The sequence below is a fragment of the Streptomyces sp. HUAS TT7 genome, from assembly GCF_051550175.1.
Taxonomy (GTDB): domain Bacteria; phylum Actinomycetota; class Actinomycetes; order Streptomycetales; family Streptomycetaceae; genus Streptomyces.
In genome coordinates, this window is sequence record NZ_CP196175.1 from 2,042,578 (window position 1) to 2,067,819 (window position 25,242).

At 72.0% G+C, this 25,242-nt stretch carries 25 protein-coding genes; 21 read left to right on the forward strand and 4 right to left on the reverse strand.

Annotation, left to right across the window (positions count from 1 at the left end):
• Positions 1–16: 16 nt before the first annotated feature.
• On the forward strand, positions 17–1,396 hold the full coding sequence (locus tag ACSHXC_RS09095) for an ABC transporter ATP-binding protein (RefSeq protein WP_438291092.1): 1,380 nt from the start codon (positions 17–19) through the stop codon (positions 1,394–1,396).
• Between the two features lie 111 nt (positions 1,397–1,507).
• Here the strand turns inward: ACSHXC_RS09095 and ACSHXC_RS09100 are convergent, their stop codons facing one another.
• Entirely contained in the window at positions 1,508–1,912 is a 405-nt protein-coding gene (locus tag ACSHXC_RS09100; protein WP_438291093.1) for an ArsR/SmtB family transcription factor, read from the reverse strand.
• A gap of 148 nt (positions 1,913–2,060) precedes the next feature.
• Between ACSHXC_RS09100 and ACSHXC_RS09105 the strand changes: the two genes are divergently transcribed.
• The 6 genes from ACSHXC_RS09105 (at position 2,061) to ACSHXC_RS09130 (ending at position 9,375) form a co-directional block, all read left to right on the forward strand.
• Entirely contained in the window at positions 2,061–2,534 is a 474-nt protein-coding gene (locus ACSHXC_RS09105) for an NADH-quinone oxidoreductase subunit B family protein (RefSeq protein WP_386104655.1), read from the forward strand.
• Positions 2,531–4,525: a proton-conducting transporter transmembrane domain-containing protein gene (locus tag ACSHXC_RS09110; protein ID WP_438291094.1), complete on the forward strand. Its 1,995-nt coding sequence runs from the start codon at positions 2,531–2,533 to the stop codon at positions 4,523–4,525. The genes ACSHXC_RS09105 and ACSHXC_RS09110 overlap by 4 nt, the downstream gene beginning before the upstream one ends.
• Positions 4,522–5,475, forward strand: a complete 954-nt coding sequence (locus tag ACSHXC_RS09115; protein WP_438291095.1) for a respiratory chain complex I subunit 1 family protein — start codon at positions 4,522–4,524, stop codon at positions 5,473–5,475. Before ACSHXC_RS09110 ends, ACSHXC_RS09115 begins: the two co-directional genes overlap by 4 nt.
• Positions 5,476–5,479: 4 nt before the next feature.
• Complete coding sequence (locus tag ACSHXC_RS09120) at positions 5,480–6,145, forward strand: hypothetical protein (protein WP_438291096.1); 666 nt, start codon at positions 5,480–5,482, stop codon at positions 6,143–6,145.
• Positions 6,146–6,286: 141 nt separating this feature from the next.
• The gene (locus ACSHXC_RS09125; protein WP_438291097.1) at positions 6,287–7,900 is read left to right on the forward strand and encodes a proton-conducting transporter transmembrane domain-containing protein; all 1,614 of its coding nucleotides are present in this window, start codon (positions 6,287–6,289) and stop codon (positions 7,898–7,900) included.
• Complete coding sequence (locus ACSHXC_RS09130; RefSeq protein ID WP_438291098.1) at positions 7,897–9,375, forward strand: NADH-quinone oxidoreductase subunit C; 1,479 nt, start codon at positions 7,897–7,899, stop codon at positions 9,373–9,375. Before ACSHXC_RS09125 ends, ACSHXC_RS09130 begins: the two co-directional genes overlap by 4 nt.
• A gap of 18 nt (positions 9,376–9,393) precedes the next feature.
• On the opposite strand, the gene ACSHXC_RS09135 is transcribed toward ACSHXC_RS09130, so the two are convergent.
• Positions 9,394–10,068, reverse strand: coding sequence for a DUF4389 domain-containing protein (locus ACSHXC_RS09135; protein ID WP_438296492.1), 675 nt, complete (start codon positions 10,066–10,068; stop codon positions 9,394–9,396).
• Positions 10,069–10,285: 217 nt separating this feature from the next.
• On the opposite strand from ACSHXC_RS09135, the gene ACSHXC_RS09140 reads away from it, so the two are divergent.
• Entirely contained in the window at positions 10,286–10,678 is a 393-nt protein-coding gene (locus ACSHXC_RS09140) for a VOC family protein (RefSeq protein WP_438291099.1), read from the forward strand.
• Here the strand turns inward: ACSHXC_RS09140 and ACSHXC_RS09145 are convergent.
• Both ACSHXC_RS09145 and ACSHXC_RS09150 read right to left on the reverse strand, forming a co-directional pair.
• On the reverse strand, positions 10,618–11,340 hold the full coding sequence (locus ACSHXC_RS09145) for a helix-turn-helix domain-containing protein (protein WP_438291100.1): 723 nt from the start codon (positions 11,338–11,340) through the stop codon (positions 10,618–10,620). The two genes, ACSHXC_RS09140 and ACSHXC_RS09145, sit on opposite strands and share 61 nt — an antisense overlap.
• A 38-nt stretch (positions 11,341–11,378) precedes the next feature.
• Positions 11,379–12,566, reverse strand: coding sequence for a YihY/virulence factor BrkB family protein (locus tag ACSHXC_RS09150; RefSeq protein WP_438291101.1), 1,188 nt, complete (start codon positions 12,564–12,566; stop codon positions 11,379–11,381).
• Between the two features lie 17 nt (positions 12,567–12,583).
• Here ACSHXC_RS09150 and ACSHXC_RS09155 point away from each other — a divergent pair, with 17 nt between their 5' ends.
• The 13 genes from ACSHXC_RS09155 to ACSHXC_RS09215 all read left to right on the forward strand — a co-directional run bounded on the left by ACSHXC_RS09155 (position 12,584) and on the right by ACSHXC_RS09215 (position 25,235).
• Positions 12,584–14,218 (forward strand): acyl-CoA dehydrogenase family protein, encoded by a 1,635-nt coding sequence (locus ACSHXC_RS09155; protein ID WP_438291102.1) that lies wholly within the window; start codon positions 12,584–12,586, stop codon positions 14,216–14,218.
• Between the two features lie 320 nt (positions 14,219–14,538).
• Positions 14,539–15,792 carry a GAF domain-containing protein gene (locus tag ACSHXC_RS09160; protein ID WP_438296494.1) on the forward strand — a complete coding sequence of 418 codons (1,254 nt, stop codon included), beginning with the start codon at positions 14,539–14,541 and terminating at the stop codon, positions 15,790–15,792.
• Between the two features lie 43 nt (positions 15,793–15,835).
• Positions 15,836–16,423 (forward strand): GNAT family N-acetyltransferase, encoded by a 588-nt coding sequence (locus tag ACSHXC_RS09165; RefSeq protein ID WP_438291103.1) that lies wholly within the window; start codon positions 15,836–15,838, stop codon positions 16,421–16,423.
• A gap of 70 nt (positions 16,424–16,493) precedes the next feature.
• Complete coding sequence (locus ACSHXC_RS09170; protein WP_310591794.1) at positions 16,494–16,577, forward strand: putative leader peptide; 84 nt, start codon at positions 16,494–16,496, stop codon at positions 16,575–16,577.
• A gap of 114 nt (positions 16,578–16,691) precedes the next feature.
• Positions 16,692–18,389: a nitrite/sulfite reductase gene (locus tag ACSHXC_RS09175; RefSeq protein ID WP_438291104.1), complete on the forward strand. Its 1,698-nt coding sequence runs from the start codon at positions 16,692–16,694 to the stop codon at positions 18,387–18,389.
• Positions 18,386–18,565: a hypothetical protein gene (locus ACSHXC_RS09180; RefSeq protein ID WP_053726037.1), complete on the forward strand. Its 180-nt coding sequence runs from the start codon at positions 18,386–18,388 to the stop codon at positions 18,563–18,565. Before ACSHXC_RS09175 ends, ACSHXC_RS09180 begins: the two co-directional genes overlap by 4 nt.
• A complete protein-coding gene (locus tag ACSHXC_RS09185) occupies positions 18,562–19,275 on the forward strand; it encodes a phosphoadenylyl-sulfate reductase (RefSeq protein ID WP_438291105.1) in 714 nt (237 codons plus the stop codon). Before ACSHXC_RS09180 ends, ACSHXC_RS09185 begins: the two co-directional genes overlap by 4 nt.
• Before the next feature lie 32 nt (positions 19,276–19,307).
• The gene (cysC, locus tag ACSHXC_RS09190; RefSeq protein WP_438291106.1) at positions 19,308–19,853 is read left to right on the forward strand and encodes an adenylyl-sulfate kinase; all 546 of its coding nucleotides are present in this window, start codon (positions 19,308–19,310) and stop codon (positions 19,851–19,853) included.
• A complete protein-coding gene (gene cysD / locus ACSHXC_RS09195) occupies positions 19,850–20,785 on the forward strand; it encodes a sulfate adenylyltransferase subunit CysD (RefSeq protein ID WP_438291107.1) in 936 nt (311 codons plus the stop codon). Before cysC ends, cysD begins: the two co-directional genes overlap by 4 nt.
• Position 20,786: 1 nt before the next feature.
• Complete coding sequence (locus ACSHXC_RS09200; protein ID WP_438291108.1) at positions 20,787–22,136, forward strand: sulfate adenylyltransferase subunit 1; 1,350 nt, start codon at positions 20,787–20,789, stop codon at positions 22,134–22,136.
• Between the two features lie 257 nt (positions 22,137–22,393).
• Complete coding sequence (locus ACSHXC_RS09205) at positions 22,394–23,506, forward strand: aliphatic sulfonate ABC transporter substrate-binding protein (protein ID WP_438291109.1); 1,113 nt, start codon at positions 22,394–22,396, stop codon at positions 23,504–23,506.
• A gap of 42 nt (positions 23,507–23,548) precedes the next feature.
• The gene (locus ACSHXC_RS09210) at positions 23,549–24,343 is read left to right on the forward strand and encodes an ABC transporter ATP-binding protein (RefSeq protein ID WP_438291110.1); all 795 of its coding nucleotides are present in this window, start codon (positions 23,549–23,551) and stop codon (positions 24,341–24,343) included.
• Positions 24,330–25,235 (forward strand): ABC transporter permease, encoded by a 906-nt coding sequence (locus tag ACSHXC_RS09215; protein ID WP_438291111.1) that lies wholly within the window; start codon positions 24,330–24,332, stop codon positions 25,233–25,235. Before ACSHXC_RS09210 ends, ACSHXC_RS09215 begins: the two co-directional genes overlap by 14 nt.
• Positions 25,236–25,242 lie beyond the last annotated feature (7 nt).

Consider the following 25,242-nt stretch of genomic DNA (forward strand, 5'->3'; position numbering starts at 1 on the left):
TTCCTGGAGCCCCCTCATGGTTCTCAACACCCTTCGCACCCTGCGCAACGCACGGCACGCGGTCGCCCCGGCCGCGCCCCGCCCGGCCGACGGCGAGATCCTCCTGGAGACGGTCGGCCTGACCAAGGCGTACGCCGGCGCCGACGGCGAGCTGCCCGTCCTCGGCGGCATCGACCTCCAGGTGCGGGCCGGCGAGGTCGTCGCGCTGCTCGGCAAGTCGGGCTCGGGCAAGTCGACGCTGCTGCGCTGCCTGGCCGGGCTCGTGCCGCCGAGCTCCGGCACGGTGTCCTACCGGGGCGCCCCGCTGACCGGCGCCAACCCGGGCACCGCCATGGTGTTCCAGACCTTCGCGCTGCTGCCCTGGCTGACGGTGCTGCAGAACGTCGAGCTGGGCCTGGAGGCCCGGGGCGTACCGGCGGACGCCCGCTCCGACGCGGCCCGCCAGGCCATCGACCTGATCGGCCTCGACGGCTTCGAGTCCGCCTACCCCAAGGAGCTGTCGGGCGGCATGCGCCAGCGCGTCGGCTTCGCACGGGCGCTGGTCGTCGAGCCGGACGTCCTGATGATGGACGAGCCGTTCTCCGCGCTCGACGTGCTGACCGCGGAGAACCTGCGCGGCGAGCTGATGGAGCTGTGGGAGTCGGGCCAGTTCCCGACCCGGGCGATCGTGCTGGTCACGCACAACATCGAGGAGGCGGTCCTGATGGCGGACCGGATCGTGGTGCTCGGCTCGCGGCCGTACGGCACGATCCGCGAGACCTTCGAGGTGGGTCTCGACCGGCCGCGCGACCGCAACGCGCCCGCCTTCGAGGAGCTCATCGACCGGGTCTACCGCACGATGACGGGCCGCGTGAAGGAGACCCGGCTCCCGGGCCGCCCCGAGGGCCTCGGACCCGACCGGCGCACCCCGGCGAACACCCCGCTCCCCGGGGCCAGCGTGGACGGCCTGTCCGGCCTGGCCGAAATGGTCGCGCACCGCGGCGGCAGCTGCGACCTGGCGGACCTCGCCGACGACCTCGGCCTGGAGATCGACGACGTACTGCCGCTGGTGGACGCCCTCGAACTGCTCGGCTTCGCGGCCGTCAGCGACGACGACCTGGTCCTGACCGACCGGGGCACGACGTTCGCGGGCGCGGACGTGCGGAGCTCCAAGCGCATCTTCGCGGAGGCGGGGGCGGATGCGCCGCTGGTCCGCCTGATCACGACCAGCCTGCGCCAGAGCCCCGACGGCACGCTGCGAGCGGGCTTCTTCCGCGATGTGCTGGCGCACCACTACACGAGCGAACAGGTCACCCAGCAGCTGGAGACGGCGACGGACTGGGGGCGGTACGCGGAGCTGTACGCGTATGACGCGGAGCGGGAGGAGTACCGGCTGGACGCGGAGGCCATTGCCTGACCCCGGCCGGCCCCGACGCCTTCCGCTCCGCGGAGGGGTGGGTATTCGGCTGCGGGCTGACTATGGCTGGTCGCGCTGTTCCCCGCGCCCCTTGAGGACGCGCAGGCCGGGCTACTGCTCCGTCACGGGGCGCGGGGCTCTGGCCCGACGGACGGCCCGTACCGGAGCGGCACCCTCGGCCTCAGCAGGGGCGGAGGCAACCCCCTCGGCCGATACAGCGAGGGCCACCACGGACGCCTCCTCCAAAAGCGTCCGCACGCCCGGCGCAGCCGCGCGGTAGAAGATCCGCGTGCCGTCACGCCGCGACGTGACAAGCCCGGCAGAACGCAGCTTGGCCAGGTGCTGCGACGTCGCGGCGACATGCGCCCCGAGCAGCTCCGCCAGCGCGCTCACCGGCAGCTCGGCCCCGCTGAGCGCCCACAGCAGGCGGTACCGCGAGGGGTCCGCCACCGCCTTCAGGACGGTGACCGCCCGGTCGGCCCGCTCCGCGTCCCAGCTCTCCATTTGCGCTCCCATGCAAATAGCGTAACGGAGCCGGGATGCGGCGTCGCAGGCAAGCCGCAGCCCACACAGCGGCCAACCGCTCCCCTCGGGGTCGCCAAACCTTGTCAAAGCCCGCGTTCCGCTCGTAACCGGAATCCGGCCATGGCCGGTTGTGCCGGGCATGAGTCTGCTGCGCAAGATCCGTGAGACCGGGCGGGTGGCGGAGGACGCCCCGCCGCGCCCGAGTCCCGGCGACTTCCCCGCGCTGGCCGGATCGGCGCAGGTCCGCTGCGTGGACGCCGGATCGTGCAACGGCTGCGAGATCGAGATCGCCGCGGCCTTCGGGCCGGTGTACGACGCCGAGCGGTACGGCGCCCACCTGGTGCCGTCGCCGCGGCACGCGGACGTCGTCCTGGTGACGGGCCCGGTCACGCGGAACATGAAGGTGCCGCTGCGCCGCACGGTGGCCGCGACGGCGGAGCCGAACGTGGTCGTGGCGGTCGGCGACTGCGCCCTCGACTGCGGTGAGTTCAGCGGAGGTTACGGGGTCGAGGGCGCCGTCGCCGATGTCGTGGACGTCGACCTCACGGTGCCCGGCTGCCCGCCGCGGCCGGAGCAGATCGTCGCGGCGCTGCGCACGGTGACGGGCCGATGAGCGCGGCCGGCGGCGCGCTGACCGCCGGGGTGGGGGCCGCCGGTCTCACCGCGGGCGTGGCCGCGCTCGGCGGCGGGCACTGGACCGCCGAGCTGCCCTGGCTGCTTCCACTCGGCGGGGTGCGCCTGGAGGTGGACGCGCTCTCGGGCCTGTTCATGGCCGTCGCGGGCGCGGTGGTGCTCGCGGTCGCGGTGTACGCGGCGGGGTACGGGCGCGCGTCGCGGACCACGAACTGGGTCCTTCCGGGGTTCGGCGCGGTCCTTGTGCTCGTCCCGGCCGCCGGTTCCGTCTCGACGTTCCTGCTCCTGTGGGAGCTGATGGCGATCGGCTCGCTGGTCCTGGTGCTCGGCGAGCACCGATGGGGGCACCTCCCTGGTCATGGGGGTCCCCCGTGTTCGAGCAAAGCCGAGAACTTGGGGGAGGAGTCGAGACGTTGGCGGAGGCGCGCGGTGCGCGAGGCCGGGGTCTGGTACGCGGTGCTGACCCAGCTCGGCTTCGTGGCCCTGCTCGCCGGGCTGGCGCTGTTCGCGGCACTGGCCGGCGGTCAGACCTTCCCGGAACTCCGCGCGGCATCAGGCCAGTTGGGGCCGACGTGGCGCGGCACGGTCTTCGCGCTGCTCGCCGTGGCGTTCACCTCGAAGGCCGGGATCGCCCCGCTGCACGCCTGGTTGCCGCGCGCCTACACCGAATCGCCGGACCCCGTCTCCGCGCTGATGAGCGCGACGATGGTCAACCTCGGCGTGTACGGGATCATCCGTTTCGGGCTCGACCTGCTCGGCGGAGGCTCGCCCTGGTGGTGGCTCGTGCTGATGGGCGCGGGCGGAGTGTCCGCCGTGTACGGAATCCTGCAGGCCGCGATGGCGTGCGACCTGAAGCGACTCCTCGCGTACTCCTCCAGCGAGAACATGGGCCTGGTGCTCATCGGGGTCGGCGCGGGCGGCCTGTTCGCGGCCGACGGCGACCGGCGCCTGGCCGGTTTCGCCCTCGCCGCGGCGCTGCTCCACCTCGTCAACCACTCCGCCTTCAAGGGCCTGTTGTTCTGCGCGGCCGGTTCGGTGGTCCGCGCGACGGGCGTACGCGATCTGGACCTGCTGGGCGGCCTGCGCGCCCGGATGCCGGTCACCGCGGCGCTGTTCGCGGTCGGCGCGCTCGGCGCGGTGGCCCTGCCGCCCGGCAACGGATTCGCCGGGGAGTGGCTGCTGCTCCAGTCGCTGATCCACGGGCTCGCGGTGCCGGGCATGGCGACGGCCGTGGTGCTGCCGCTCGCGGTCGCGGTGATCGCGCTCAGCGCCGGGCTCTCGGCCGCCGTGTTCGTGAAGGCGTTCGGCGTCGGCTTCTTCGCCCGGCCGCGCGGCGAGGCGGCGGCCGGGGCCCGGGAGAGCCCGCCCGCGATGCTCGCCGGCATGGGGCTGCTCGCCCTCGCCTGCACTGGACTCGCCCTGTTTCCAGGTGAGTTGGGGCCGGCGCTCGACCGGGTGGTGGCGATCGCGGGCGCCGGGCCGGCGGTCGGCGGGGGCGCCGGGGTGCGGCTGCGGACCGTCTCCGGTGGGCTTGCGCCGCTGTGGATCGCGCTCGCCCTCACGCTCGCCGCGCTGGGCACGGCCGCCCTCGTACGCCTGGTGGCGCGGCGGCCCCGGCGCACCGGCGCCAAGCTGTGGGACTGCGGGGGCGGTGCGCCGACGGCCCGTATGGCCTACACGGCGACATCGTTCGCCGAGCCGCTGCAACGCGTCTTCCAGCATGTGCTCGCGCCCGAGCAGGACGTCAGCGTCACGCCCGTACGGGAATCCGCCTATCTGGAGGAGCGGGTGCGGTTCAGACACCGGGTGCCCGACCGGATCGAGCACCGGCTCTACCGACCGGTCCTCGCGGCGCTGTCCGCCGCCGGGCAGTCCGCGCGGCGCCTGGCCACCGGGTCGATCCACCTCTATCTCGGCTACGGCTTCTTCGGCCTGGTCTCGCTGCTTCTCGTCCTGGCGGTGGGCTGGTGAGCGTCATCGCAGCGGCCGCGGTGGCCGTGCAGGTGGGCGGCGTGGTGGCCGGTGCGCCGCTGCTCTGCGGGCTGATGCGGCAGGTGCGGGCGAGGCTGGAGGGGCGGGCCGGGGCAGGCGTCGGCCAACCCTGGCGGGATCTGCGCAAGCTACTGCGCAAGGAGGCGGTGACCTCGCTCGGCACGGGCCCGGCGTTCCGCGCGGCTCCCGTCCTCCTGGTAGCGACGACCGCCGTGGTCGCCGCCCTCGTACCGCTGGCATCGACCGACATGGTGGTGAGCGGGAGTTCGGACCTGATCGTGGTGGTGGCGCTGCTCGCGCTCGGCACGGTCACGCTCCCGCTGGCCGGGCTCGACAGCGGGACGGCGTTCGGCGGGATGGGCGCATCGCGCGAAATGACTCTGGCCGCACTCGTCGAACCGACCATCCTGGTCTCGGTGTTCGCCCTGTCCCTGCCGACCGGCTCGACCAACCTCCCGGCGATCGTGTCGGGCGCGCTCTCGGACCCCGACCGGCTCGTCTCACCCGCCGGGCTGCTCGCCACGGCCGCCCTCGCGGTCGCCGTACTCGCCGAGACCGGACGCCTGCCCGTCGACAACCCCTCCACCCACCTCGAACTGACCATGGTGCACGAGGCGATGGTCCTGGAGTACGCGGGCCCCGACCTGGCGCTCGTCGAACTCGGCGCCCAGATGCGGCTCACCGTGCTGCTCGGCCTGCTCGCCTCGCTGTTCGCACCCTGGGGCATCGCCACGACCACCTCGGCGGGCGCGCTCGCCATCGGTCTCGCGGTGTGTGCGGGGAAGGTGGCGGTGCTCGGGGCGGCGCTCGCGGTGGCGGAGGTGTTCTGGGCGAAGCTCCGGCTCTTCCGGGTGCCCGAACTCCTCGCCGGTTCGTTCCTGCTGTCGCTGCTCGCGGTGACGGCTTCGTACTTTCTGAGCGGGACGTGAGCCGGTGCTGAGCGACACGCTGTTCACCAAGCTGCTCGACCTGTGCTGCGGGGCGTTCCTGCTCGCGGCCGTGGTGATGGTGTGGCGGCGCGAACTCGCCGCAGAGGTAAGGGCGTTCACCCTGCAAGGGATGGCTCTCGCGGGCGTCGCCGCGCTCATCGGCCTGCACGAGGCACGCTGGGACCTGGTCTCGGTGGCCGTCGGCATCGGACTGCTCCGGGCGGGTGCGCTCCCCTATCTGCTGCGCCGCGCCCTCGCGGGCAGCGGCGCCCACGAGGAGACACAACCCCTGGTCAACGGGGTCGGCTCGCTCCTGACCGCCGCCGCCCTCACCCTGCTCGCGTACGTGGTCGCCCGGCCGCTCGTGGCGCTGAACCCGAACCCGGTCACCCGGGCGCTGCCGGTGGGCCTCGCGGTCGTCCTGATCGGCTTCTTCGTCCTGGCCACCCGGCGGCACGCGGCCGCCCAGGTCATCGGATTCCTGTTGCTCGACAACGGCATCACGGCGATCGCGTTCCTCGCGGCATCCGGGGTGCCTCTGATCGTCGAACTCGGGGTGTCCTTCGACCTGTTGCTCGCGGTGCTCGTGCTGCACATCCTCACGACGCGGATGCGGGACGCCTTCGGGTCGGCGGCGCGGATCGACGACCTCCAGGAGCTGCACGATTGAGCGGACCGGACGGCTTCCACAACCCCGCGCCGAGCAGGCACCCGGCATGCCCGGGGGCGCTGCCCCCGAACCCCCGCTCCTCAAAACTCCCCCAAGGCCTGAAGGGCCAGGGAGGGGCCCCCACGAGAGGCTGACATACGCATGCTGATCACCCTGCTGCTCACCGCCCCCATCGCAACCCCACTCAGTGTCAGTGCCGGGCATGCCCTCCGTGCGCGGCGGGCCGACATCCGGGTCAGGATTCCGGCCGCACGCACCGCACCGGCCGACGTCCTCGTACCGGTCGGGGCCGGCGGGCCCACGGGAGCCGTACCGCTGGACACACCCCCACCCGAACCGCCACCACCGACGCGGAGCCGAGGCTGGACGGGACTCGTCTCCCCCGCCGCGATGCTCGCATCCGGGGGCGCGCTCGCCTCCCAAGTCCCTTACAGCGGGCCGGTGTCCGCCTTCGGCGAGGTGTTGCGGGCGGACGCCCTCACCGTGTGGATGCTGCTCGTCGTCGGGGCCGTGGCGGCCCTCGCCGTCGCGGCGGGGCCTGCGCATCTGGCCGGGGAGCGGGCGGCCGGGCGGGCCGCCGACCGGACCGTGCACCGCTACCACCTCCTGGTGCACGCCTTCCTCGCCGCGATGTGCCTGGCCGTACTCGCCGGAAATCTGGGCGTGTTGTGGGTGGCGGTGGAGGCGACCACCGTCGTCACCGCGTTCCTCGTCGGCCACCGCCGCACCCGCACCTCCGTCGAGGCGGCCTGGAAGTACGTGGTGATCTGCTCGGCGGGCATCGCGCTCGCCTTCCTCGGCACCGTGCTCATCTACTACGCCGCCCGCCGGGCCGGCATCCCGGAGGCGGGCGCACTCGACTGGCGGGTCCTGGTCGCGCACGCGGGCAGCCTCGACCCGAACGTCACCCGGCTCGGCATCGCCCTGGTCGTGCTCGGCTACGGTGCCAAGGCCGGGCTCGTACCGCTGCACGCCTGGCTTCCGGACGCGCACAGCCAGGCACCCTCGCCCGTGTCGGCGCTGATGTCCGGGGTGCTGCTCGCGGTGTCGTTCTGCGCGGTGCTGCGGTACAAGGTGATCGGGGACCTGGTGCTCGGCACCGGCTTCGCGCGCGGGCTGCTCGCCGCGGTCGCGCTGCTCACCCTCGCACTCGCGGCCGGGCTGCTGCTCGCGCAGCGCGACTACAAGCGGATGCTGGCGTATTCGAGCATGGAGCACATGGGGCTCATCGCGCTCGGCGCCTCGTTCGGGGGGCCGCTCGCCCTGTCGGCCGTACTGCTGCACATCGCCGGGCACGGGCTCGCCAAGACGGTCGCGTTCTGCTCCGCCGGGCAGCTGCACCAGTTGCGGGGGACCTCGCGGATCGGCCGGATCCGGGGGCTGATCGCCTTCTCGCCGGGCCTCGGCGGCGCACTCGCGCTGTCCGTCGTGGCACTGCTCGGGCTGCCGCCGTTCGCCCTGTTCGCCTCCGAACTCGGCCTCGCGCGAGCCGGGTTCGCGGCCGGGATGGGGTGGCCGCTGGCCGTCGCCCTGCTCCTCGCCCTGGTCGCGTTCGCGGCCCTCACCACCCGCACCGCCAAGATGGTGCTCGGCCCGGCGCCGGGTGACCTCACCGCGCCGGTACGGATCGGCGCCGCCCGCGGGCTGCCGCTCGGCGCGGGGCTGCTGTGCTGCGCCGCGCTCGGCCTGACCGTACAACCGCTGCTGCCGCTGCTCACCGCGGCCGCGGACATCGCCGCAGGGGCCGCCCGATGAACCGCAGGACCGAGCAGGTCGGTGCATCAGAACTCCCTTGCCAGGTAGGGAGGTTGCTCGACTCGGGGCAGCGGCTCGCGCTGGTGGCCGCGCACCACGACGAGGGCACCGTGCGGGTGGTGTACCTGTTCGTCTCGGGGCCGCCGGACACCCGTACCGAACTCCACGTACACCTCGATCCGGACCGCCCGTCCGTGCCCACGCTGGCCCAACTCTCCTTCCCTGCCGGGCGGTTCGAGCGCGAGATGCGGGATCTGCACGGCGTGGTGCCCCGCGAGCACCCGCTCCCGCACCGGCTCGTACGCCACTACCACTGGCCGCGCGGCTGGTACCCGATGCGGCCCGACGCCGGGGCCGCGCCGCCGTTCGGCGAGCAGGAGGGGCCGTATCCGTTCCTGGCGGTCGAGGGGGACGGGGTGTACGAGATCCCGGTGGGTCCCGTGCACGCCGGGCTCATCGAGCCGGGGCACTTCCGGTTCTCGGTCGTGGGCGAGACCATCATCCGGCTCAAGGCGCGGCTCTGGTTCGTGCACAAGGGCATCGAGAAGCTCTTCGAGGGGCGGGACGCGGCGGGCGGGCTGCGGCTCGCCGAGCGCGTCAGCGGGGACACCGCGGTCGGGCACGGGCTCGCGTACTGCCTCGCGGTCGAGGAGGCGTACGGCGTCGAGGTGCCCGAGGAGGCCCGCCGAGCCCGGGCGCTGGTGCTCGAACTGGAGCGGCTGCACAACCACGTCGCCGACCTCGGCGCGCTCTGCAACGACGTCGGCCACTCCGTCCTCAACTCCCATGCGCTGCGCGTCCGGGAGCAGTTGCTGCGGCTGGCCGACGCGACGACGGGACACCGGCTGCTGCGCGGCGCGGTCGTGCCCGGCGGCGCCCGCCTCGCCTCGGTGCCGGACCCGGCTCTGTTGGCGCGGGTCGCCGTGGACCTCGGGGAGATCACGGAACTCGCCCTCGGCCATGCGACGGTACGCGACCGGTTCACCGGCACGGCCGCGCTCAGCGCACAGGCTGCGCAGGATCTCGGCTGCCTGGGCTATGTGGCGCGGGCGAGCGGCCTGAGCGCGGATGCGCGGTTCGGCCATCCCTTCACCACCGGGGCCCGCCCGCAGGTGCCCGCCACGCAGGCCTCGGGCGATGTGCTCGCCCGGTTCCTGGTGCGGGCCGAGGAGGCACAGGCCTCGCTCGAACTCGCGGCGCACCTCGCGGCGGAGCTGCGGCCCGGCGACATGACGGTGCCGCTGCCCAGGCACCCCGCGGGTACCAGCGGAACCGGGATCGTCGAGGGCTGGCGCGGGGCGGTCACCACCCGCGTCGAGCTCACCCCCGACGGCACGCTGAGCCGGGTGAAGCCGGTGGACCCGTCGTTCTTCAACTGGCCTGCGCTGCCGGTGGCCCTGGCGGACACGATCGTCCCGGACTTCCCCCTCGCCAACAAGAGCTTCAACCTGTCGTACGCGGGCAACGACCTCTGACCGACGCCCGGTCGGGGCTCAGTGCGGGTCGTTCGGGCCCTGGTCGAGACGGAAGGGCGGATATGTGTCGGTCATCAGTGCCGCATAGGCGGCGACCCGGGCGACCCAGCGGTGGATGCCCACGTTGAGGTCGTACATGCCCGTGGGGTAGCGGCCCGTGAACAGGAGCGAGACTCCGGCGAAGAACGTCAGGACCGCGACGAGCCCCACGGACTCACCGGCCCGGACGCCGCCCGCCAGGATCATGACGAGGACGTACTGCGGGATCGCGAGCAGCCACCACTTGACGAGGACGAGGCCCCGCGAGAGCCGCTCGGGGTAGGCGACATCCAGGTGGGCCGGATAGCCGGCCACGTCGGCGACCGTGAAGGGCGGATAGCGGTCGGTGCCCAGGGTGCCGTACGCGTAGTAGGACACCCGCCAACTCCACCGCATCACACCCACGTTGAAGTCGAACAAGGGGCGGGGATAGCGCCCCGTGATCAGGATCGCGAAGAACGCCACGACCGTCACCGCGACGAACGCGACCGTCAGCAGGACGAGGATCAGGAAGTGCGGAAGGGCCAGGAGCCACTTCACCAGCCACAGCCACCGGGAGAGCCCCGGCTCGTGGACCGCGGTGAGCGTGACGGGGTGCGGTGGCGGCGCGGGCGGTGCGTAGGCCACGGACGGCCCCGACGGCTCGGACGACATGGAGGTCATGCCGATCATCTCCCTCGCCGGCCCGAGGAGGGGCCGGCCCTTCCTCCATTCTGTACGGCCGCGCGGGCGCGGAGACAAGAGCGGGCGCGGTGTCCGCGGCGGACGTGCCCAAGCCGCGTCCGGGTGTCCGCTCCGGCCCCGCTCCGGCGCCGGACACGTGTCCGTTTCGTACAAGACCCGCACCGGGCCCGCTGCCTACGGTGAGGGCATGACTCCACGACTCGACGCCATCGGCCTGGTAGCGGCCGACATGGCCGCATCGCTCGCCTTCTACCGACGCCTGGGCCTCGCCGTTCCCGCCGACGCGGACAGCCGCCCGCATGTGGAATACACGCTCCCCGGCGGCACGCGGGTCCTGTGGGACACCGAGGACACCGTCCGCTCCTTCGACCCGGACTGGACGCGCCCCGAGGGCGGCAGCCGTACCGGCCTTGCCTTCGCCTGTGACTCGCCCGCCGAGGTCGATGCCACGTACGACGCGCTCATGGCGGCCGGGTACGACGGCCGCCTCAAGCCGTGGGACGCCTTCTGGGGCCAGCGTTACGCGGTCGTCCACGACCCGGACGGCGTGGAGGTCTCGCTGTTCGCGGCGCTCGCGTAGGCGGTCAGCGTCATCCCGGCCAGCGCACGCATCTCGCGGGCGAGGTGCGCCTGGTCGGCGCAGCCCGCGGCGAGCGCGGCCTCCGCGTACGGCATGCCCCGGCGCACGAGGTCCAGGGCGCGCTGGAGGCGCAGGATGCGGGCCAGCGTCTTCGGGCCGTAGCCGAAGGCGTCGAGGCAGCGGCGGTGCAGCTGGCGGGCGCCGAGGCCGGCCTCGGCGGCGGTGGCCGTGACGCTCCATCCGGCGGCCAGCCGGGCCGCCACCGCGCGGGTCAGCGGGTCGGGGCCGGGTGCCTTGGCCAGGGCGACGGCTTCGAGGGCGGCGGCCGGGCGGGCCGCTTCCCCGATCCGGTCGGCCAGCGCGCGCACCTCGGCGCCGGGCCAGATCCCGTCGAGCGCGGCCCGGGTGTCGCGCAGCTCGTGCGCCGGGACGCCGAACACGGCGGGCCCGGCACCGGGCGCGAACCGGATCCCGGCGTACCGCGTGCCGGGGGCCGCTTCGGGCACGTAGGCGTGGGTGTCGGGGCCCGCCACCAGGAGGCGGCCCTCGCACCAGAGCAGATCCATGCAGCCGTCCGGAAGGACGGGGCGCGCATCGCCCTCGGCCACGGTCCGGGTCCACACCACGGCGCCGTACAGGCGTGACGGCCGCTCTCGGTACATGCCTGCGAGGGTAGTCCGGCCTCCCGACGGCCTGCCCGTCAGCCGTGGTCGCGCGAGGGCTTCTCCTGCGACTTGTCCTCGGGCTTCTTCGCGGTGTGCAGCCGGGACTTCACGTCGTCCGGGGGCAGGAACTTCGACCAGCGCTCGGGGAACTCGGACGGCATCCCCGGGTCGCCCGCCTCGTCGCCGTCCTCGCCGTCGCCGTCCTCACCGTCGTCGAAGAGCATCGGCTGGACCGGCTGGGAGCGGGCCACGAGCTGGGCGGCCTGCGCGGTGCGCACCCGGTCGCTGGCGGCGCGGGCGGCGGCCGTGGCGACCGACGGCCAGACCCGGTCTATGGCCGCGTTGACGGCCGCGCCGACCAGGACCGCGAACGCCGAGATGCCGATCCACAGCAGCACCGCGATGGGGGCCGCGAGCGAGCCGTAGATGGTGGGGCCCTCGACCGTGCTGGTCAGATAGATCCGCAGCAGGAACGAGCCGAGCACCCACATCGCGAGGGCCACCAGGGCGCCCGGCACGTCCTCGATCCACGGCGAGCGGACCGGCACCGAGACGTGGAAGAGGGTGGTCAGGAACGCGATGGACAGCAGGATCATCGTCGGCCAGTACAGAAAGCTGATCACGTCCGTGCCCCACGGAACCAGTTCCACCACCCGGTCCGGGCCGACCACCGCGAGCGGCAGCACGACCGCGCCGATGAGCAGCGCGACGATGTACAGGAGCAGCGAGAGCATCCGGGTCTTGACGATGCCGCGGTGCCCGTCGAGCCCGTACATCACGGTGATGGTGTCGATGAAGACGTTGACCGCGCGCGAGCCCGACCACAGGGCGATGGCGAAGCCGATGGAGACGATTTCCGGGCGTTTGCCCTTGGTGACGTCGTCGAGGAGCGGCTGGGCGAACTCGTGCACCCCGCGGTCGGACAGGACGGTTCCGGCCGCGTTGAGGATGTTCTGCTCGATGCTGGCGACGGTGTGGGTGCTGGTCCAGCCGTCCACGTAACCGAGCAGCGCGATGACACTGAGCAGCAGCGGAGGCAGCGAGAGGAGCGTGAAGAAGGCGGCCTCGGCGGCCAGGCCCAGGATGCGGTATTCGACGCAGGAGTTGACGGTGTCCTTGAGGAGCAGCCAGCCCAATTTCCGCTTCGAGACGTTGCGGTAGAGGACGCGGGCCCGATGAAGGCGGCCGGATGTCCGCTCGGGTGTTTCATTTGCTGGCTGCACGTCCTTACCGTATCGGCATGGCAGCCACCACCCACACAGTGACCAACCAGGCTCCGCCCCTGGTGGGGTACGACGTCTTCACCGCCGACCGGGCCCTGGCCGAGGCGGTCGAGCGGCACACCGAGCCGGAGCTCGTCGACGAGGTACGAGAGGAGCTCGCGGGCCTCGGACGGACCGCGGGATCGGCTCAGGCCCAGGAGTGGGGTGTGCTGGCGAACGAGAACCCGCCGAAGCTGCGCACCCACGACCGGTACGGCAACCGCATCGACGAGGTCGAGTTCCATCCCAGCTGGCACCGGCTGCTCGGCAAGGCCGTGTCCGCCGGGCTCACCGACGCCTGGGGGCGGCCCGCCGGGCATGTGCGGCGGGCGGCCGGGTTCCTGGTGTGGACGCAGGCCGAGGGCGGGCACGGATGCCCCGTCTCCATGACGCACGCGGCGGTACCCGCGCTGCGCACCGATCCGGCGCTCGCCGCCGAGTGGGAGCCGCGGCTCACTTCGCACGTGTACGAGGAGGGGCTGCGGCCCGCCGCCGAGAAGGGCGGGGCGCTCTTCGGGATGGGCATGACGGAGAAGCAGGGCGGCAGCGACGTACGGGCGAACACGACGTCGGCGGTGCCGCTCTCCGCCGACGGCGAGTACGTCCTGACCGGGCACAAGTGGTTCTGTTCGGCGCCGATGAGCGACGGGTTCCTGGTCCTGGCCCAGGCGCCGGGCGGGCTCACCTGTTTCCTGGTGCCGCGGGTGCTGGCGGACGGCACGCGCAACGTGTTCGCGATCCAGCGGCTCAAGGACAAGCTGGGCAACAAGTCGAACGCGTCGAGCGAGGTCGAGTTCGACGGGACGTGGGCGCGCCGGGTCGGTGAGGAGGGCCGCGGGGTGCGCACCATCATCGAGATGGTGGCGGCGACCCGGCTCGACTGCGTCATCGGCTCGGCGGCGATCATGCGGCAGGCCGTCGCGCAGGCGGTCCACCACGCCTCGTACCGAAGTGCGTTCGGTGGGTTGCTCGTCGAGAAGCCGCTGATGCGCAATGTGCTGGCCGATCTGGCCCTGGAGTCGGAGGCAGCGACCACGCTGGCGCTGCGGCTCGCGGCGGCCTACGACGCCGACACCGAGGAGGAGCGGGCGTTTCTGCGGCTCGCGGTGCCGGCCGCCAAGTACTGGGTCACCAAGCGGTGTACGCCGGTGGCGGGCGAGGCGCTCGAATGCCTCGGCGGCAACGGGTACGTCGAGGAGTCCGGGATGCCGCGGCTGCTGAGGGAGGCTCCGCTGAACTCGATCTGGGAGGGCTCGGGCAACGTCCAGGCCCTCGACGTGCTGCGGGCGCTCCAGCGCGAGCCGCAGGCGATCAACGCCTTCCTCCAGGAGGTCGGCAGGGCGCGCGGCGCGGACCACCGCCTCGACGCGGCGATCAAGGACCTGCTGACCGAACTGTCCGACCTGGACGGCATCGAGGCGCGGGCGCGGCGTCTGGTGGAGCGGATGGCGCTGGTGCTCCAGGGTTCGCTGCTCGTGCGCTGGGCGCCGCCTCAGGTGGCGGACGCGTTCTGTGCCTCGCGGCTCGGCGGCGACTGGGGGGCGGCGTTCGGGACGCTGCCGCACTCGCTGGATCTGGCGTCCGTGGTGGAGCGGGCCCGCGCCGAGGTGTGAGAGGAAGGCCGCACCGCGGTCGAAAAGATCCGTCGGGGGTGGTGCTGCGCCGACACGGCACCACCCCCGCACTCTTCATGCGTCCACGGGGGGAGCATGACGACCGGACTTCCGGTGCTCTCCCACCTTCGTACACTCGCACGGCCGTTCGCGAGGGTTGCAAAGGGTTGCAACCATGTGGGGCATATGGCCGCGCGCCAACTCCCGGACGGGCACGATGAATTCAGGACACGCGGGGCTCACTACCTGACGGACGCCGGTGTCGACAGCAGGAGGATTCCGTGGAGACCAACACGCTCGACGTGGCCCGGCTGGCCGCAATGGACTCCCGGGAGGCGACCCGGCTCCTGAAGAGCATGCGGGCGGCCGCTCTTGAGGGCCGGCGCACCAAGGTCGTGCCGCGTACGGACATCGAGGAGTCCTGGCGGCGGGTGCTCGACAGCGGGCTCAGTCCGGACGGGGAGAACCACGCCGGGCTGCTCTCCCTGGCCGAGGTCGAACGGCGCAGGCAGCACTCGCCGTTGACCGAGGTCCTTCCGGTGCTGCGGGACGCTCTGGTGTCGGTCGCGGACGCCGCGCAGCACATCATGGTGATCTCGGACGCCGAGGGCCGGCTGCTGTGGCGCGAGGGGCACCCCTCGGTCCTGAAGCTGGCCGACACCCTGGGCTTCGAGGTGGGTGCCGACTGGAGCGAGGCGGTCGTCGGCACCAACGGGGTGGGCACCCCGCTCGTCACCGGCCGCCCGGTGCAGGTGTTCTCGGCCGAGCACTTCGTCGCCGCCCACCACGCCTGGACCTGCGCGGGCGCGCCCATCGTCGACCCGCGGGACGGGCGGCTGCTCGGGGTGGTGGACATCAGCGGGCCGCTCAGCAGCATGCACCCGGCCACGCTGTCCTTCGTGACCTCGGTGACCCGGCTCGCCGCGGCCGAGCTGCGCAACCGGCACTTCGCCGCCCTCGACCGGCTGCGCACGGTGGCCGCGCCCGTGCTGTGCCGGATCGGCGGGCGGGCGCTGGCCGTCGACGACAACGGCTGGGTCGCCGCGGTCACCGGCATGCCGCCCACCGACCGGCTCGCGCTGCCGGGGTCGCCGCGCTCGGGCCGGGTGTGGCTGCCCTCGCTCGGCATGTGCACGGTCGAGCCGCTGCCCGGCGGCCGGCTCGTCCAGGTCGACGGGGAGGGCGGCGGCGCGGGCACCTCCACGGACCGGCGGGTCGTGCTCGACCTCAGCCGGCCCCGGCGCTGCTCGGTGACCGTCTCGGGCGACGCGGGCAGCTGGACGCAGGAGCTCAGCCCCCGCCATGCCGAGCTGCTGTTCGTCCTGGCCCAGAACCGGGAGGGCCGCAGCGCCGCCCAGCTCGCACAGGACATCTTCGAGGACCCGACGCGCACGGTGACCGTACGGGCCGAGATGTCACGCCTTCGCCGCCGTCTCGCGGAGGTGCTCGCGCACCGCCCGTACCGCTTCAGTGAGGACGTGCGCGTGGAGGTGATCCGGCCGGAGCGCCCGGCGGACCTGCTCCCCCACTCCTCGTCCCCGGCGGCGAGACTGGCCCGGGGCCGCCACCCCTGACCTGCGTTGGAAGCATCGCGAACCGCATGATTGCCTGAGCCGCATGAGTATCACCGTGACCACCTGGTCCCTTGAGCAGACCTCCGTCGACGATCTGCGCCCGGCCGCCGAGCCGCCCGGCGACATCACGATCGTGCGCGCCGAGGTCCCCTCCCCGGAGTTCAGCCGCTTCCTCTATACGGCGGTCGGCGGCGACATCATGTGGACCGACCGCCTGGGCATGTCGTACGCGGAGTGGGAGCGGGCACTGGCCAGGCCGGGCACGGAGACCTGGGTGGCCTACGACCGGGGGACGCCCGCGGGCTACGTCGAGCTGGAGGCACAGCCCGGCGGCTCGGTGGAGATCGTCTACTTCGGTCTGATCCCCGCCTTCCGCGGCCGGCGGATCGGCGGCCACCTCCTGTCGTACGGAGTCCGGCGGGCCTGGGACCTGGCCGAGCGCTGGCCGGAACTGCCCGCCACCGAGCGGGTGTGGCTGCACACCTGCTCGCTGGACGGCGAGCACGCCATGGACAACTATCTGCGGCGCGGCTTCAAGCTCTTCGAGACCAAGGAGGAGCAGGCCGAGGACGCGGCCGCGCCGGGGCCGTGGCCGGGGGCGTTCGGTGACCCGGACCACAGCGTCTCGTGATGTGGGACACCAGTGTCCACATGATGGACAGTGGTGGACTGGGTCTAAAGTCCCGTGACACGCTTCCGTCATGTCTGGAACTGGAATTGCCTTGGTGAGTCGGCGGCACGTCGACCTCGGCCGCATGTCCAGCGCCATCTGTCCGGCACGCTGACGCCTCCAGCAACGCCGCGATCCCTTTTCCTCAGTACCTGACTGCGCACCGCCGCGCCGAAGCGCGAGTGTGCAGGTCAGAGCCGCCCACCTGCAGTCCCGAAGGACATACGCCATGGCCGCCACCCCAGAAAACCCTGCCGCCACCACGCCCCGCCGCAAGCCCGGGCGCCACCGTGGTGAAGGCCAGTGGGCCGTCGGCCATTTCACGCCCCTCAACGGGAACGAGCAGTTCAAGAAGGACGACGACGGTCTCAATGTGCGGACACGCATTGAGACGATCTACTCCAAGCGCGGCTTCGACTCGATCGACCCCAACGACCTGCGCGGCCGGATGCGCTGGTGGGGGCTCTACACCCAGCGCCGGCAGGGCATCGACGGCGGCAAGACCGCGATCCTGGAGCCGGAGGAGCTGGACGACGAGTACTTCATGCTGCGCGTCCGCATCGACGGCGGCCGGCTGACCACCGAGCAGCTGCGGGTGATCGGCGAGATCTCGCAGGAGTTCGCGCGCGGCACCGCCGACCTCACCGACCGGCAGAACATCCAGTACCACTGGATCCGCATCGAGGACGTCCCGGAGATCTGGAACCGCCTCGAAGCGGTCGGCCTGTCCACCACCGAGGCCTGCGGCGACACCCCGCGCGTCATCCTCGGCTCGCCCGTCGCCGGGATCGCCGCGGACGAGATCATCGACGGCACCCCGGCCATCGACGAGATCCAGCGCCGCTTCATCGGCAACCCGGCCTTCTCGAACCTGCCCCGCAAGTTCAAGTCGGCCGTCTCGGGCTCCCCGCAGCTGGACGTCGCGCACGAGATCAACGACATCGCGTTCGTCGGCGTCGAGCACCCCGAGCACGGGCCCGGCTTCGACCTGTGGGTCGGCGGCGGCCTGTCCACCAACCCCAAACTCGGCGTGCGCCTCGGCGCCTGGGTACCCCTGGACGAGGTGCCGGACGTCTACGAAGGCGTCATCTCGATCTTCCGCGACTACGGCTACCGCCGCCTTCGCACCCGCGCCCGCCTGAAGTTCCTGGTCGCCGACTGGGGCCCGGAGAAGTTCCGCCAGGTCCTCCAGGACGAGTACCTGAAGCGCGAGCTGCTCGACGGGCCCGCGCCCGAGCAGCCCAAGGACGTCTGGCGCGACCACCTCGGGGTGCACCGCCAGAACGACGGCCGTTTCTACGTCGGCTTCGCGTCCCGCGTCGGACGCGTCGACGGCGCCACCCTGAGCAAGATCGCCGAGCTGGCCGAGACGCACGGCTCGGGCCGCCTTCGCACCACGGCCGAGCAGAAGCTGATCGTGCTCGACGTCGCCGAGGACCGCGTCGACTCGCTCGTCTCCGGTCTGGAGGCGCTCGGCCTCAAGGTCAACGCCTCGCCGTTCCGGCGCGGCACCATGGCCTGCACCGGCATCGAGTTCTGCAAGCTGGCCATCGTCGAGACGAAGGCGCGCGGCGCCTCGCTCATCGACGAACTGGAGCGGCGCATCCCGGAGTTCGACGAGCCCATCACCATCAACATCAACGGCTGCCCCAACTCCTGCGCCCGCATCCAGGTCGCCGACATCGGCCTCAAGGGCCAGCTCGTCCTGGACAGCGAGGGCAACCAGGTCGAGGGCTTCCAGGTGCACCTGGGCGGCGCGCTCGGCCTAGAGGCCGGCTTCGGCCGCAAGGTCCGCGGCCTGAAGGTCACCTCGGCCGAGCTGCCCGACTACGTCGAGCGGGTCCTCACGCGCTTCCAGGCGGAGCGCACCGAGGGCGAGCGGTTCGCCGCCTGGACCGCCCGCGCGAGCGAGGAGGCCCTGTCATGAGCGAGCGTGCGGCTCCCTTCCACTGCCCGTACTGCGGTGACGAGGACCTGCGTCCCAACGAGACCGGACACGGCGCGTGGGAATGCGCGGCGTGCAACCGGGCCTTCCAGCTGAAGTTCCTCGGGCTGCTCGCCCGTGGAGTGCAGCGCAACGACCGTGGAGGGGAAGCGATATGACGGCCACTCGGACCGGCGAGCGCACCGCCGAAGAGCTCAAGGCGCTCGCCGAGCAGGCGGGCCGGGACCTCGAAGAGGCCTCGCCCCTGGAGATCCTCCGCTGGGCCGCCGACACCTTCGGCAAGCGGTTCTGCGTCACCTCCTCGATGGAGGACGCGGTCGTGGCCCACCTCGCCTCGCGCGCGATGCCCGGCGTGGACGTGGTGTTCCTCGACACCGGCTACCACTTCCCCGAGACGATCGGCACCCGTGACGCCGTCGCCGAGGTGATGGACGTCAACGTCATCACGTTGACGCCCCGTCAGACGGTCGCCGAGCAGGACGCCGAGTACGGCCCCCGGCTGCACGACCGCGACCCCGATCTGTGCTGCGCCCTGCGCAAGGTCAAGCCCCTTGAGGAGGGCCTCGGTTCGTACGCGGCCTGGGCCACCGGGCTGCGCCGCGACGAGTCCCCGACCCGGGCGAACACCCCGGTCGTCGGCTGGGACGAGAAGCGGCAGAAGGTCAAGGTGTCGCCGATCGCCCGCTGGACGCAGGACGACGTGGACGCCTACGTCGCGGAGCACGGCGTGATCACCAACCTCCTCCTCATGGACGGCTACCCGTCGATCGGCTGCGCGCCCTGCACCCGCCGGGTCGCCGAGGGCGAGGACGCGCGCGCCGGGCGCTGGGCCGGACGCAACAAGACCGAGTGCGGGCTGCACGGATGACGGACCGCCAGAAGAACGATCAGGAGACTTCGATGAGCGTGACGGAGGCGGGAGCCACCATCTGGCTGACCGGTCTGCCGAGCGCCGGCAAGACCACCATCGCGTACGAGCTCGCGGGCCGGCTGCGCGAGGGCGGCCACCGGGTGGAGGTGCTCGACGGCGACGAGATCCGCGAGTTCCTCTCCGCGGGTCTCGGCTTCAGCCGCGAGGACCGGCACACCAATGTGCAGCGGATCGGCTTCGTCGCCGAACTGCTCGCCGCCAACGGCGTGAAGGCGCTCGTCCCGGTGATCGCCCCGTACGCCGACAGCCGCGAGGCCGTGCGCAAGCGCCACCAGAGCGAGGGCACCGCCTATCTGGAGGTGCACGTCGCGACGCCGGTGGAGGTCTGCTCCGTACGCGATGTGAAGGGTCTGTACGCCAAGCAGGCGGCGGGCGAGATCAGCGGTCTGACCGGTGTCGACGACCCGTACGAGGCGCCCGACGCGCCGGATCTGCGGATCGAGTCGCACACCCAGACCGTGCAGGAGTCCGCTGCCGCGCTCTTCGCGCTGCTCACCGAGAGGGGCCTGGCATGACGTCGGCAATCACCGTGAGCGAGGGCACCGACACCCCGTACGCGCTCAGCCACCTGGACGCCCTGGAGTCCGAGGCGGTGCACATCTTCCGTGAGGTGGCGGGTGAGTTCGAGCGGCCGGTGATCCTGTTCTCCGGTGGCAAGGACTCGATCGTCATGCTGCACCTGGCGCTGAAGGCGTTCGCCCCGGCGGCCGTTCCCTTCTCGCTGCTGCACGTGGACACCGGGCACAACTTCCCCGAGGTCCTCGCCTACCGCGACCGGGTGGTGGCCGAGCACGGCCTGCGCCTGCACGTCGCCTCGGTGCAGGAGTACATCGACGCGGGCAAGCTGCGCGAGCGCCCCGACGGCACGCGCAACCCGCTGCAGACGGTTCCGCTGACCGAGGCCATCCAGCAGCACCGCTTCGACGCGGTGTTCGGCGGCGGCCGCCGGGACGAGGAGAAGGCCCGCGCCAAGGAGCGGGTGTTCTCGCTGCGCGACGAGTTCTCGCAGTGGGACCCGCGCCGCCAGCGCCCCGAGCTGTGGCAGCTCTACAACGGCCGGCACGCTCCCGGCGAGCACGTCCGGGTGTTCCCGCTGTCCAACTGGACCGAGCTGGACGTGTGGCAGTACATCGCCCGCGAGGACATCGACCTGCCTCAGATCTACTTCGCCCACGAGCGCGAGGTGTTCCAGCGGTCGGGGATGTGGCTGACGGCCGGCGAGTGGGGCGGCCCCAAGGCCGACGAGACGGTCGAGACCCGCCTGGTGCGCTACCGCACCGTCGGCGACATGTCCTGCACCGGCGCCGTCGACTCCGACGCGACGACGCTGGACGCCGTCATCACCGAGATCGCCGCATCGAGGCTCACCGAGCGGGGCGCCACCCGCGCCGACGACAAGATGTCCGAGGCCGCGATGGAAGACCGCAAGCGCGAGGGGTACTTCTAGCATGTCCAACTCCGTTGAAACTGCGGTGCAGTTGGCCGACCTGTCGGCCACCACCCTGCTGCGCTTCGCGACCGCCGGGTCCGTCGACGACGGCAAGTCCACCCTGGTGGGCCGGCTCCTGCACGACTCCAAGTCGGTCCTGACCGACCAGCTCGAAGCCGTCGAGGCGGCCTCGCTCAAGCGCGGCCAGGAGGCGCCGGACCTGGCGCTGCTCACCGACGGCCTGCGGGCCGAGCGCGAGCAGGGCATCACCATCGACGTGGCCTACCGCTACTTCGCGACCCCGCGGCGCCGGTTCATCCTGGCCGACACCCCGGGCCACGTGCAGTACACCCGCAACATGGTGACCGGCGCCTCCACCGCCGACCTCGCCGTGGTCCTGGTCGACGCCCGCAACGGCGTCATCGAGCAGACCCGCCGGCACGCCGCGGTCGCCGCCCTCCTTCGCGTGCCGCACGTCGTCCTCGCCGTCAACAAGATGGACCTGGTGGCGTACGAGGAGAAGGTCTTCGCCAAGATCGCCGAGGAATTCACCGCGTACGCCAGCGAGTTGGGCGTTCCCGAGATCACTGCGATCCCCATCTCGGCGCTCGCCGGGGACAACGTGGTGGAGCCCAGCGCCAACATGGACTGGTACGGCGGCCCCACCGTTCTGGAGCACCTGGAGACGGTCCCGGTCAGCCACGACCTGACCTCCTGCCACGCACGCCTCCCCGTGCAGTACGTGATCCGCCCGCAGACCGCCGAGCTCCCGGACTACCGGGGCTACGCGGGCCAGATCGCCGCCGGTACGTTCCGGGTCGGCGAGCCGGTGACCGTGCTCCCCTCGGGGCGTACCAGCAAGATCGCGGGAATCGACCTGCTCGGCGAGTCCGTCGACATCGCCTGGACGCCGCAGTCCGTCACCCTCCTCCTGGAGGACGACATCGACATCTCGCGCGGCGATCTGATCGTGCCGAGCGGGGACGCGCCCGTCACCACCCAGGACGTGGAGGCGACCGTCTGCCACGTGGCCGACCAGCCCCTGACGGTGGGTCAGCGGGTGCTGCTCAAGCACACCACCCGCACGGTCAAGGCGATCGTCAAGGAGATCCCGTCCCGGCTGACCCTGGACGACCTCTCCCAGCACCCGAGCCCGGGGCAGCTGGTCGCCAACGACATCGGCCGGGTCAAGGTGCGCACCGCCGAGCCGCTCGCGCTCGACTCCTACGCCGACTCGCGGCGCACGGGCTCGTTCCTGCTGATCGACCCGGCGGACGGCACCACGCTCGCGGCCGGCATGGCGGGCGAGTCGTTCGCCACCGCCAAGGCCCTCAACACCGTTGGGGACGAAGCGGGTTGGGACTTCTGATGCTGAATCTCCTGATGCACAGTCACGACGTGTACTCGACCTTCGCGAAGGAGGGCGGCCGCGTAGGCAGCGGCGCCCTCGGCAGCGGCCAGGGCGGGGTTGCCCGATGTGCGCGATGACGTACGCGCACCGCTCGCGCGCCCGGATGCACCACCAGCACCGCCCGCACCGCCGAAGACCTGCCGACTTCCCGGCCGCGTCCTGGAGTTGAGACTCCGCCGGACGTAAGCACCGGGCCTCCGAGAGGACACCCTCCCGTGCCTGCCAGCTCTGCTTTGAGGCGCAGCCTCATCACCGCCGCCACCCTGCCCCTGCTGTTCGGGGCGCTCGCCGCCTGCGGCTACGGCTCCGCCTCCGACAAGGACAACGCCGGGAAGGCCGCGCCCGCCGCGGACGGCAAGAAGCTCTCCGCCGACTCCGTGAAGATCGGCTACTTCCCGAACCTGACCCACGCCACGGCGCTGGTCGGCGTGCAGGAGGGGCTGTTCCAGAAGGAGCTGGGCGGCACCGCGGTCAAGACGTCCACCTTCAACGCGGGGCCCTCCGAGATCGAGGCCCTCAACGCGGGCTCGATCGACATCGGCTGGATCGGCCCCTCCCCGTCCATCAACGGCTTCACCAAGTCGAAGGGGCAGAGCCTGCGCATCATCGGCGGCTCGGCCTCCGGCGGTGTGAAGCTGGTGGTCAACCCCAGCAAGATCAAGTCGGTGGACGAGCTCAAGGGCAAGAACATCGCGACCCCGCAGCTCGGCAACACCCAGGACGTGGCGTTCCTCAACTGGCTGGCCGACAAGGGCTGGAAGGTCGACGCGCAGAGCGGCAAGGGCGACGTCAACGTGGTCCGCACCGACAACAAGATCACCCCGGACGCCTACAAGTCCGGCTCGATCGACGGCGCCTGGGTGCCCGAGCCGACCGCGTCCAAGCTGGTCCAGGAGGGCGGCAAGGTCCTCGTGGACGAGTCCGACCTGTGGCCGGACCACCAGTTCGTGATCACCAACATCATCGTGTCGCAGAAGTTCCTCAAGGAGCACCCCGACGTCGTCGAGGCGGTCCTGCGCGGCTCGGTGAAGACCAACGAGTGGATCGCCACCCACCCCGACGACGCCAAGGCCTCGGCGAACGCCGCGCTCAAGAAGCTCTCCGGCAAGGCGCTGCCGACGGACATCATCGACCCGGCGTGGAAGTCCATCCAGACCCTGGACGACCCGCTGGCGGCCAGCCTCCAGGCACAGGCCGACCACGCGGTGAAGGCCGGCCTCCTCAAGAAGCCCGACCTCAAGGGCATCTACGACCTGGACCCGCTCAACAAGGTCCTCAAGTCCCTGGGCAGGCCCGAGGTCGGCGACGCCGGTCTCGGCGTCAACTAGTCCCACCCAGCCGGTTCACAGGTTTCCCAGGAGGTGACGACCATGGCCACCGCACTCGCCAAGGCCACGGACCGCACGGCGGCAGCGCACGAGTACGCCGCCCGGATCGGGCATGTCTCGAAGTCCTTCAACGGTCCCGCGGGACCGCAGCTCGTCCTCGACGACATCTCGCTCGATGTCGCTCCGGGCGAGTTCGTCACCCTCCTGGGCGCCTCCGGCTGCGGGAAGTCGACGCTCCTCAACCTGGTGGCGGGCCTGGACGCGCCGACCGCGGGCACCATCGAGACGCCCGGCGGGCGGCCCGCCCTGATGTTCCAGGAGCACGCCCTTTTCCCGTGGCTGACCGCGGGCAAGAACATCGAGCTCGCCCTGCGGCTGCGCGGGGTGGCGAAAAACGACCGGCGCGAGCGGGCCGAGGAACTCCTCGCCCTGGTCCGCCTCCAGGGCGCGTACGGCAAGCGCGTGCACGAGCTGTCCGGCGGCATGCGCCAGCGCGTCGCGATGGCCCGCGCCATCGCCCAGGACTCCCAACTGCTCCTGATGGACGAGCCGTTCGCAGCGCTAGACGCGATCACCCGCGACGTCCTGCACGACGAGCTGACCCGCATCTGGCGCGAGACAAACCTGTCGGTCCTCTTCGTGACGCACAACGTGCGCGAGGCGGTGCGGCTCGCGCAGCGCGTGGTGCTGCTCTCCTCGCGGCCCGGCCGGGTGGCCCACGAGTGGACGGTGGACATCGACCAGCCGCGCCGCATCGAGGACGCCGAAGTGGCGGAGCTCTCCGTCGAGATCACTGAACAACTGCGTGGGGAGATCCGCCGCCATGGCCAGCACTGAGACCACTGACGTCGAGACCACCACCGTCAGGGACTCCCCCGACCTGGGCAGCCTCGAAGCGGGGCTCGACGCGCTCGAAACCGTCCAGGCCCACCGCACCCCGGTGCGCGAGGTCCTGGTCAAGAAGGTGCTGCCCCCGCTGACCGCGATCGCCCTGGTCCTGGTCGTGTGGCAGATCCTGGTCTCGGCGAAGGTCACCGACTCGTACAAGCTGCCCGCGCCGTCCGCCGTGTGGTCGAGCCTGCGCGACATGTGGCTCCAGGGCACCCTGCTCGACGTCGTGTGGACCAGCGTCTCGCGCGGTCTGCTCGGCTTCCTGCTCGCGCTCGCCATCGGCACGCCGCTCGGCCTGCTGGTGGCCCGGGTCAAGTTCGTGCGGGCGGCGATCGGCCCGATCCTGTCCGGCCTCCAGTCGCTGCCGTCGGTGGCCTGGGTCCCGCCGGCCGTGCTCTGGCTGGGCCTCAACGACTCGATGATGTACGCCGTGATCCTGCTCGGCGCGGTCCCCTCGATCGCCAACGGTCTGGTCTCCGGCGTCGACCAGGTGCCGCCGCTGTATCTGCGGGCGGGCCGCACGCTGGGCGCGACCGGGGTGCGCGGGGCCTGGCACATCCTGATGCCAGCCGCGCTGCCCGGCTATCTCGCGGGGCTCAAGCAGGGCTGGGCGTTCTCCTGGCGTTCGCTGATGGCCGCCGAGATCATCGCCTCCTCGCCCGATCTGGGCCTGGGCCTCGGCCAGCTCCTGGAGAACGGCCGCAACAACTCCGACATGCCCGGCATCTTCCTCGCGATCATCCTGATCCTGATCGTCGGCATCGCCATCGACCTGCTGATCTTCAGCCCGCTGGAGCGCAGGGTGCTGCGCGGCCGCGGCCTGCTCGTGAAGGGCTGAGCCGCTC

Coding starts and splice junctions, on each gene's coding strand:
- ACSHXC_RS09095 (WP_438291092.1), top strand. CDS start 17: ATGGTTCTCAACACCCTTCGCACCCTGCGCAACGCACGGCACGCGGTC.
- ACSHXC_RS09100 (WP_438291093.1), bottom strand. CDS start 1,912: ATGGGAGCGCAAATGGAGAGCTGGGACGCGGAGCGGGCCGACCGGGCG.
- ACSHXC_RS09105 (WP_386104655.1), top strand. CDS start 2,061: ATGAGTCTGCTGCGCAAGATCCGTGAGACCGGGCGGGTGGCGGAGGAC.
- ACSHXC_RS09110 (WP_438291094.1), top strand. CDS start 2,531: ATGAGCGCGGCCGGCGGCGCGCTGACCGCCGGGGTGGGGGCCGCCGGT.
- ACSHXC_RS09125 (WP_438291097.1), top strand. CDS start 6,287: ATGCTGATCACCCTGCTGCTCACCGCCCCCATCGCAACCCCACTCAGT.
- ACSHXC_RS09130 (WP_438291098.1), top strand. CDS start 7,897: ATGAACCGCAGGACCGAGCAGGTCGGTGCATCAGAACTCCCTTGCCAG.
- ACSHXC_RS09135 (WP_438296492.1), bottom strand. CDS start 10,068: ATGTCGTCCGAGCCGTCGGGGCCGTCCGTGGCCTACGCACCGCCCGCG.
- ACSHXC_RS09140 (WP_438291099.1), top strand. CDS start 10,286: ATGACTCCACGACTCGACGCCATCGGCCTGGTAGCGGCCGACATGGCC.
- ACSHXC_RS09145 (WP_438291100.1), bottom strand. CDS start 11,340: ATGTACCGAGAGCGGCCGTCACGCCTGTACGGCGCCGTGGTGTGGACC.
- ACSHXC_RS09155 (WP_438291102.1), top strand. CDS start 12,584: ATGGCAGCCACCACCCACACAGTGACCAACCAGGCTCCGCCCCTGGTG.
- ACSHXC_RS09160 (WP_438296494.1), top strand. CDS start 14,539: ATGGACTCCCGGGAGGCGACCCGGCTCCTGAAGAGCATGCGGGCGGCC.
- ACSHXC_RS09165 (WP_438291103.1), top strand. CDS start 15,836: ATGAGTATCACCGTGACCACCTGGTCCCTTGAGCAGACCTCCGTCGAC.
- ACSHXC_RS09170 (WP_310591794.1), top strand. CDS start 16,494: ATGTCTGGAACTGGAATTGCCTTGGTGAGTCGGCGGCACGTCGACCTC.
- ACSHXC_RS09175 (WP_438291104.1), top strand. CDS start 16,692: ATGGCCGCCACCCCAGAAAACCCTGCCGCCACCACGCCCCGCCGCAAG.
- ACSHXC_RS09180 (WP_053726037.1), top strand. CDS start 18,386: ATGAGCGAGCGTGCGGCTCCCTTCCACTGCCCGTACTGCGGTGACGAG.
- ACSHXC_RS09185 (WP_438291105.1), top strand. CDS start 18,562: ATGACGGCCACTCGGACCGGCGAGCGCACCGCCGAAGAGCTCAAGGCG.
- cysC (WP_438291106.1), top strand. CDS start 19,308: ATGAGCGTGACGGAGGCGGGAGCCACCATCTGGCTGACCGGTCTGCCG.
- cysD (WP_438291107.1), top strand. CDS start 19,850: ATGACGTCGGCAATCACCGTGAGCGAGGGCACCGACACCCCGTACGCG.
- ACSHXC_RS09200 (WP_438291108.1), top strand. CDS start 20,787: ATGTCCAACTCCGTTGAAACTGCGGTGCAGTTGGCCGACCTGTCGGCC.
- ACSHXC_RS09210 (WP_438291110.1), top strand. CDS start 23,549: ATGGCCACCGCACTCGCCAAGGCCACGGACCGCACGGCGGCAGCGCAC.
- ACSHXC_RS09215 (WP_438291111.1), top strand. CDS start 24,330: ATGGCCAGCACTGAGACCACTGACGTCGAGACCACCACCGTCAGGGAC.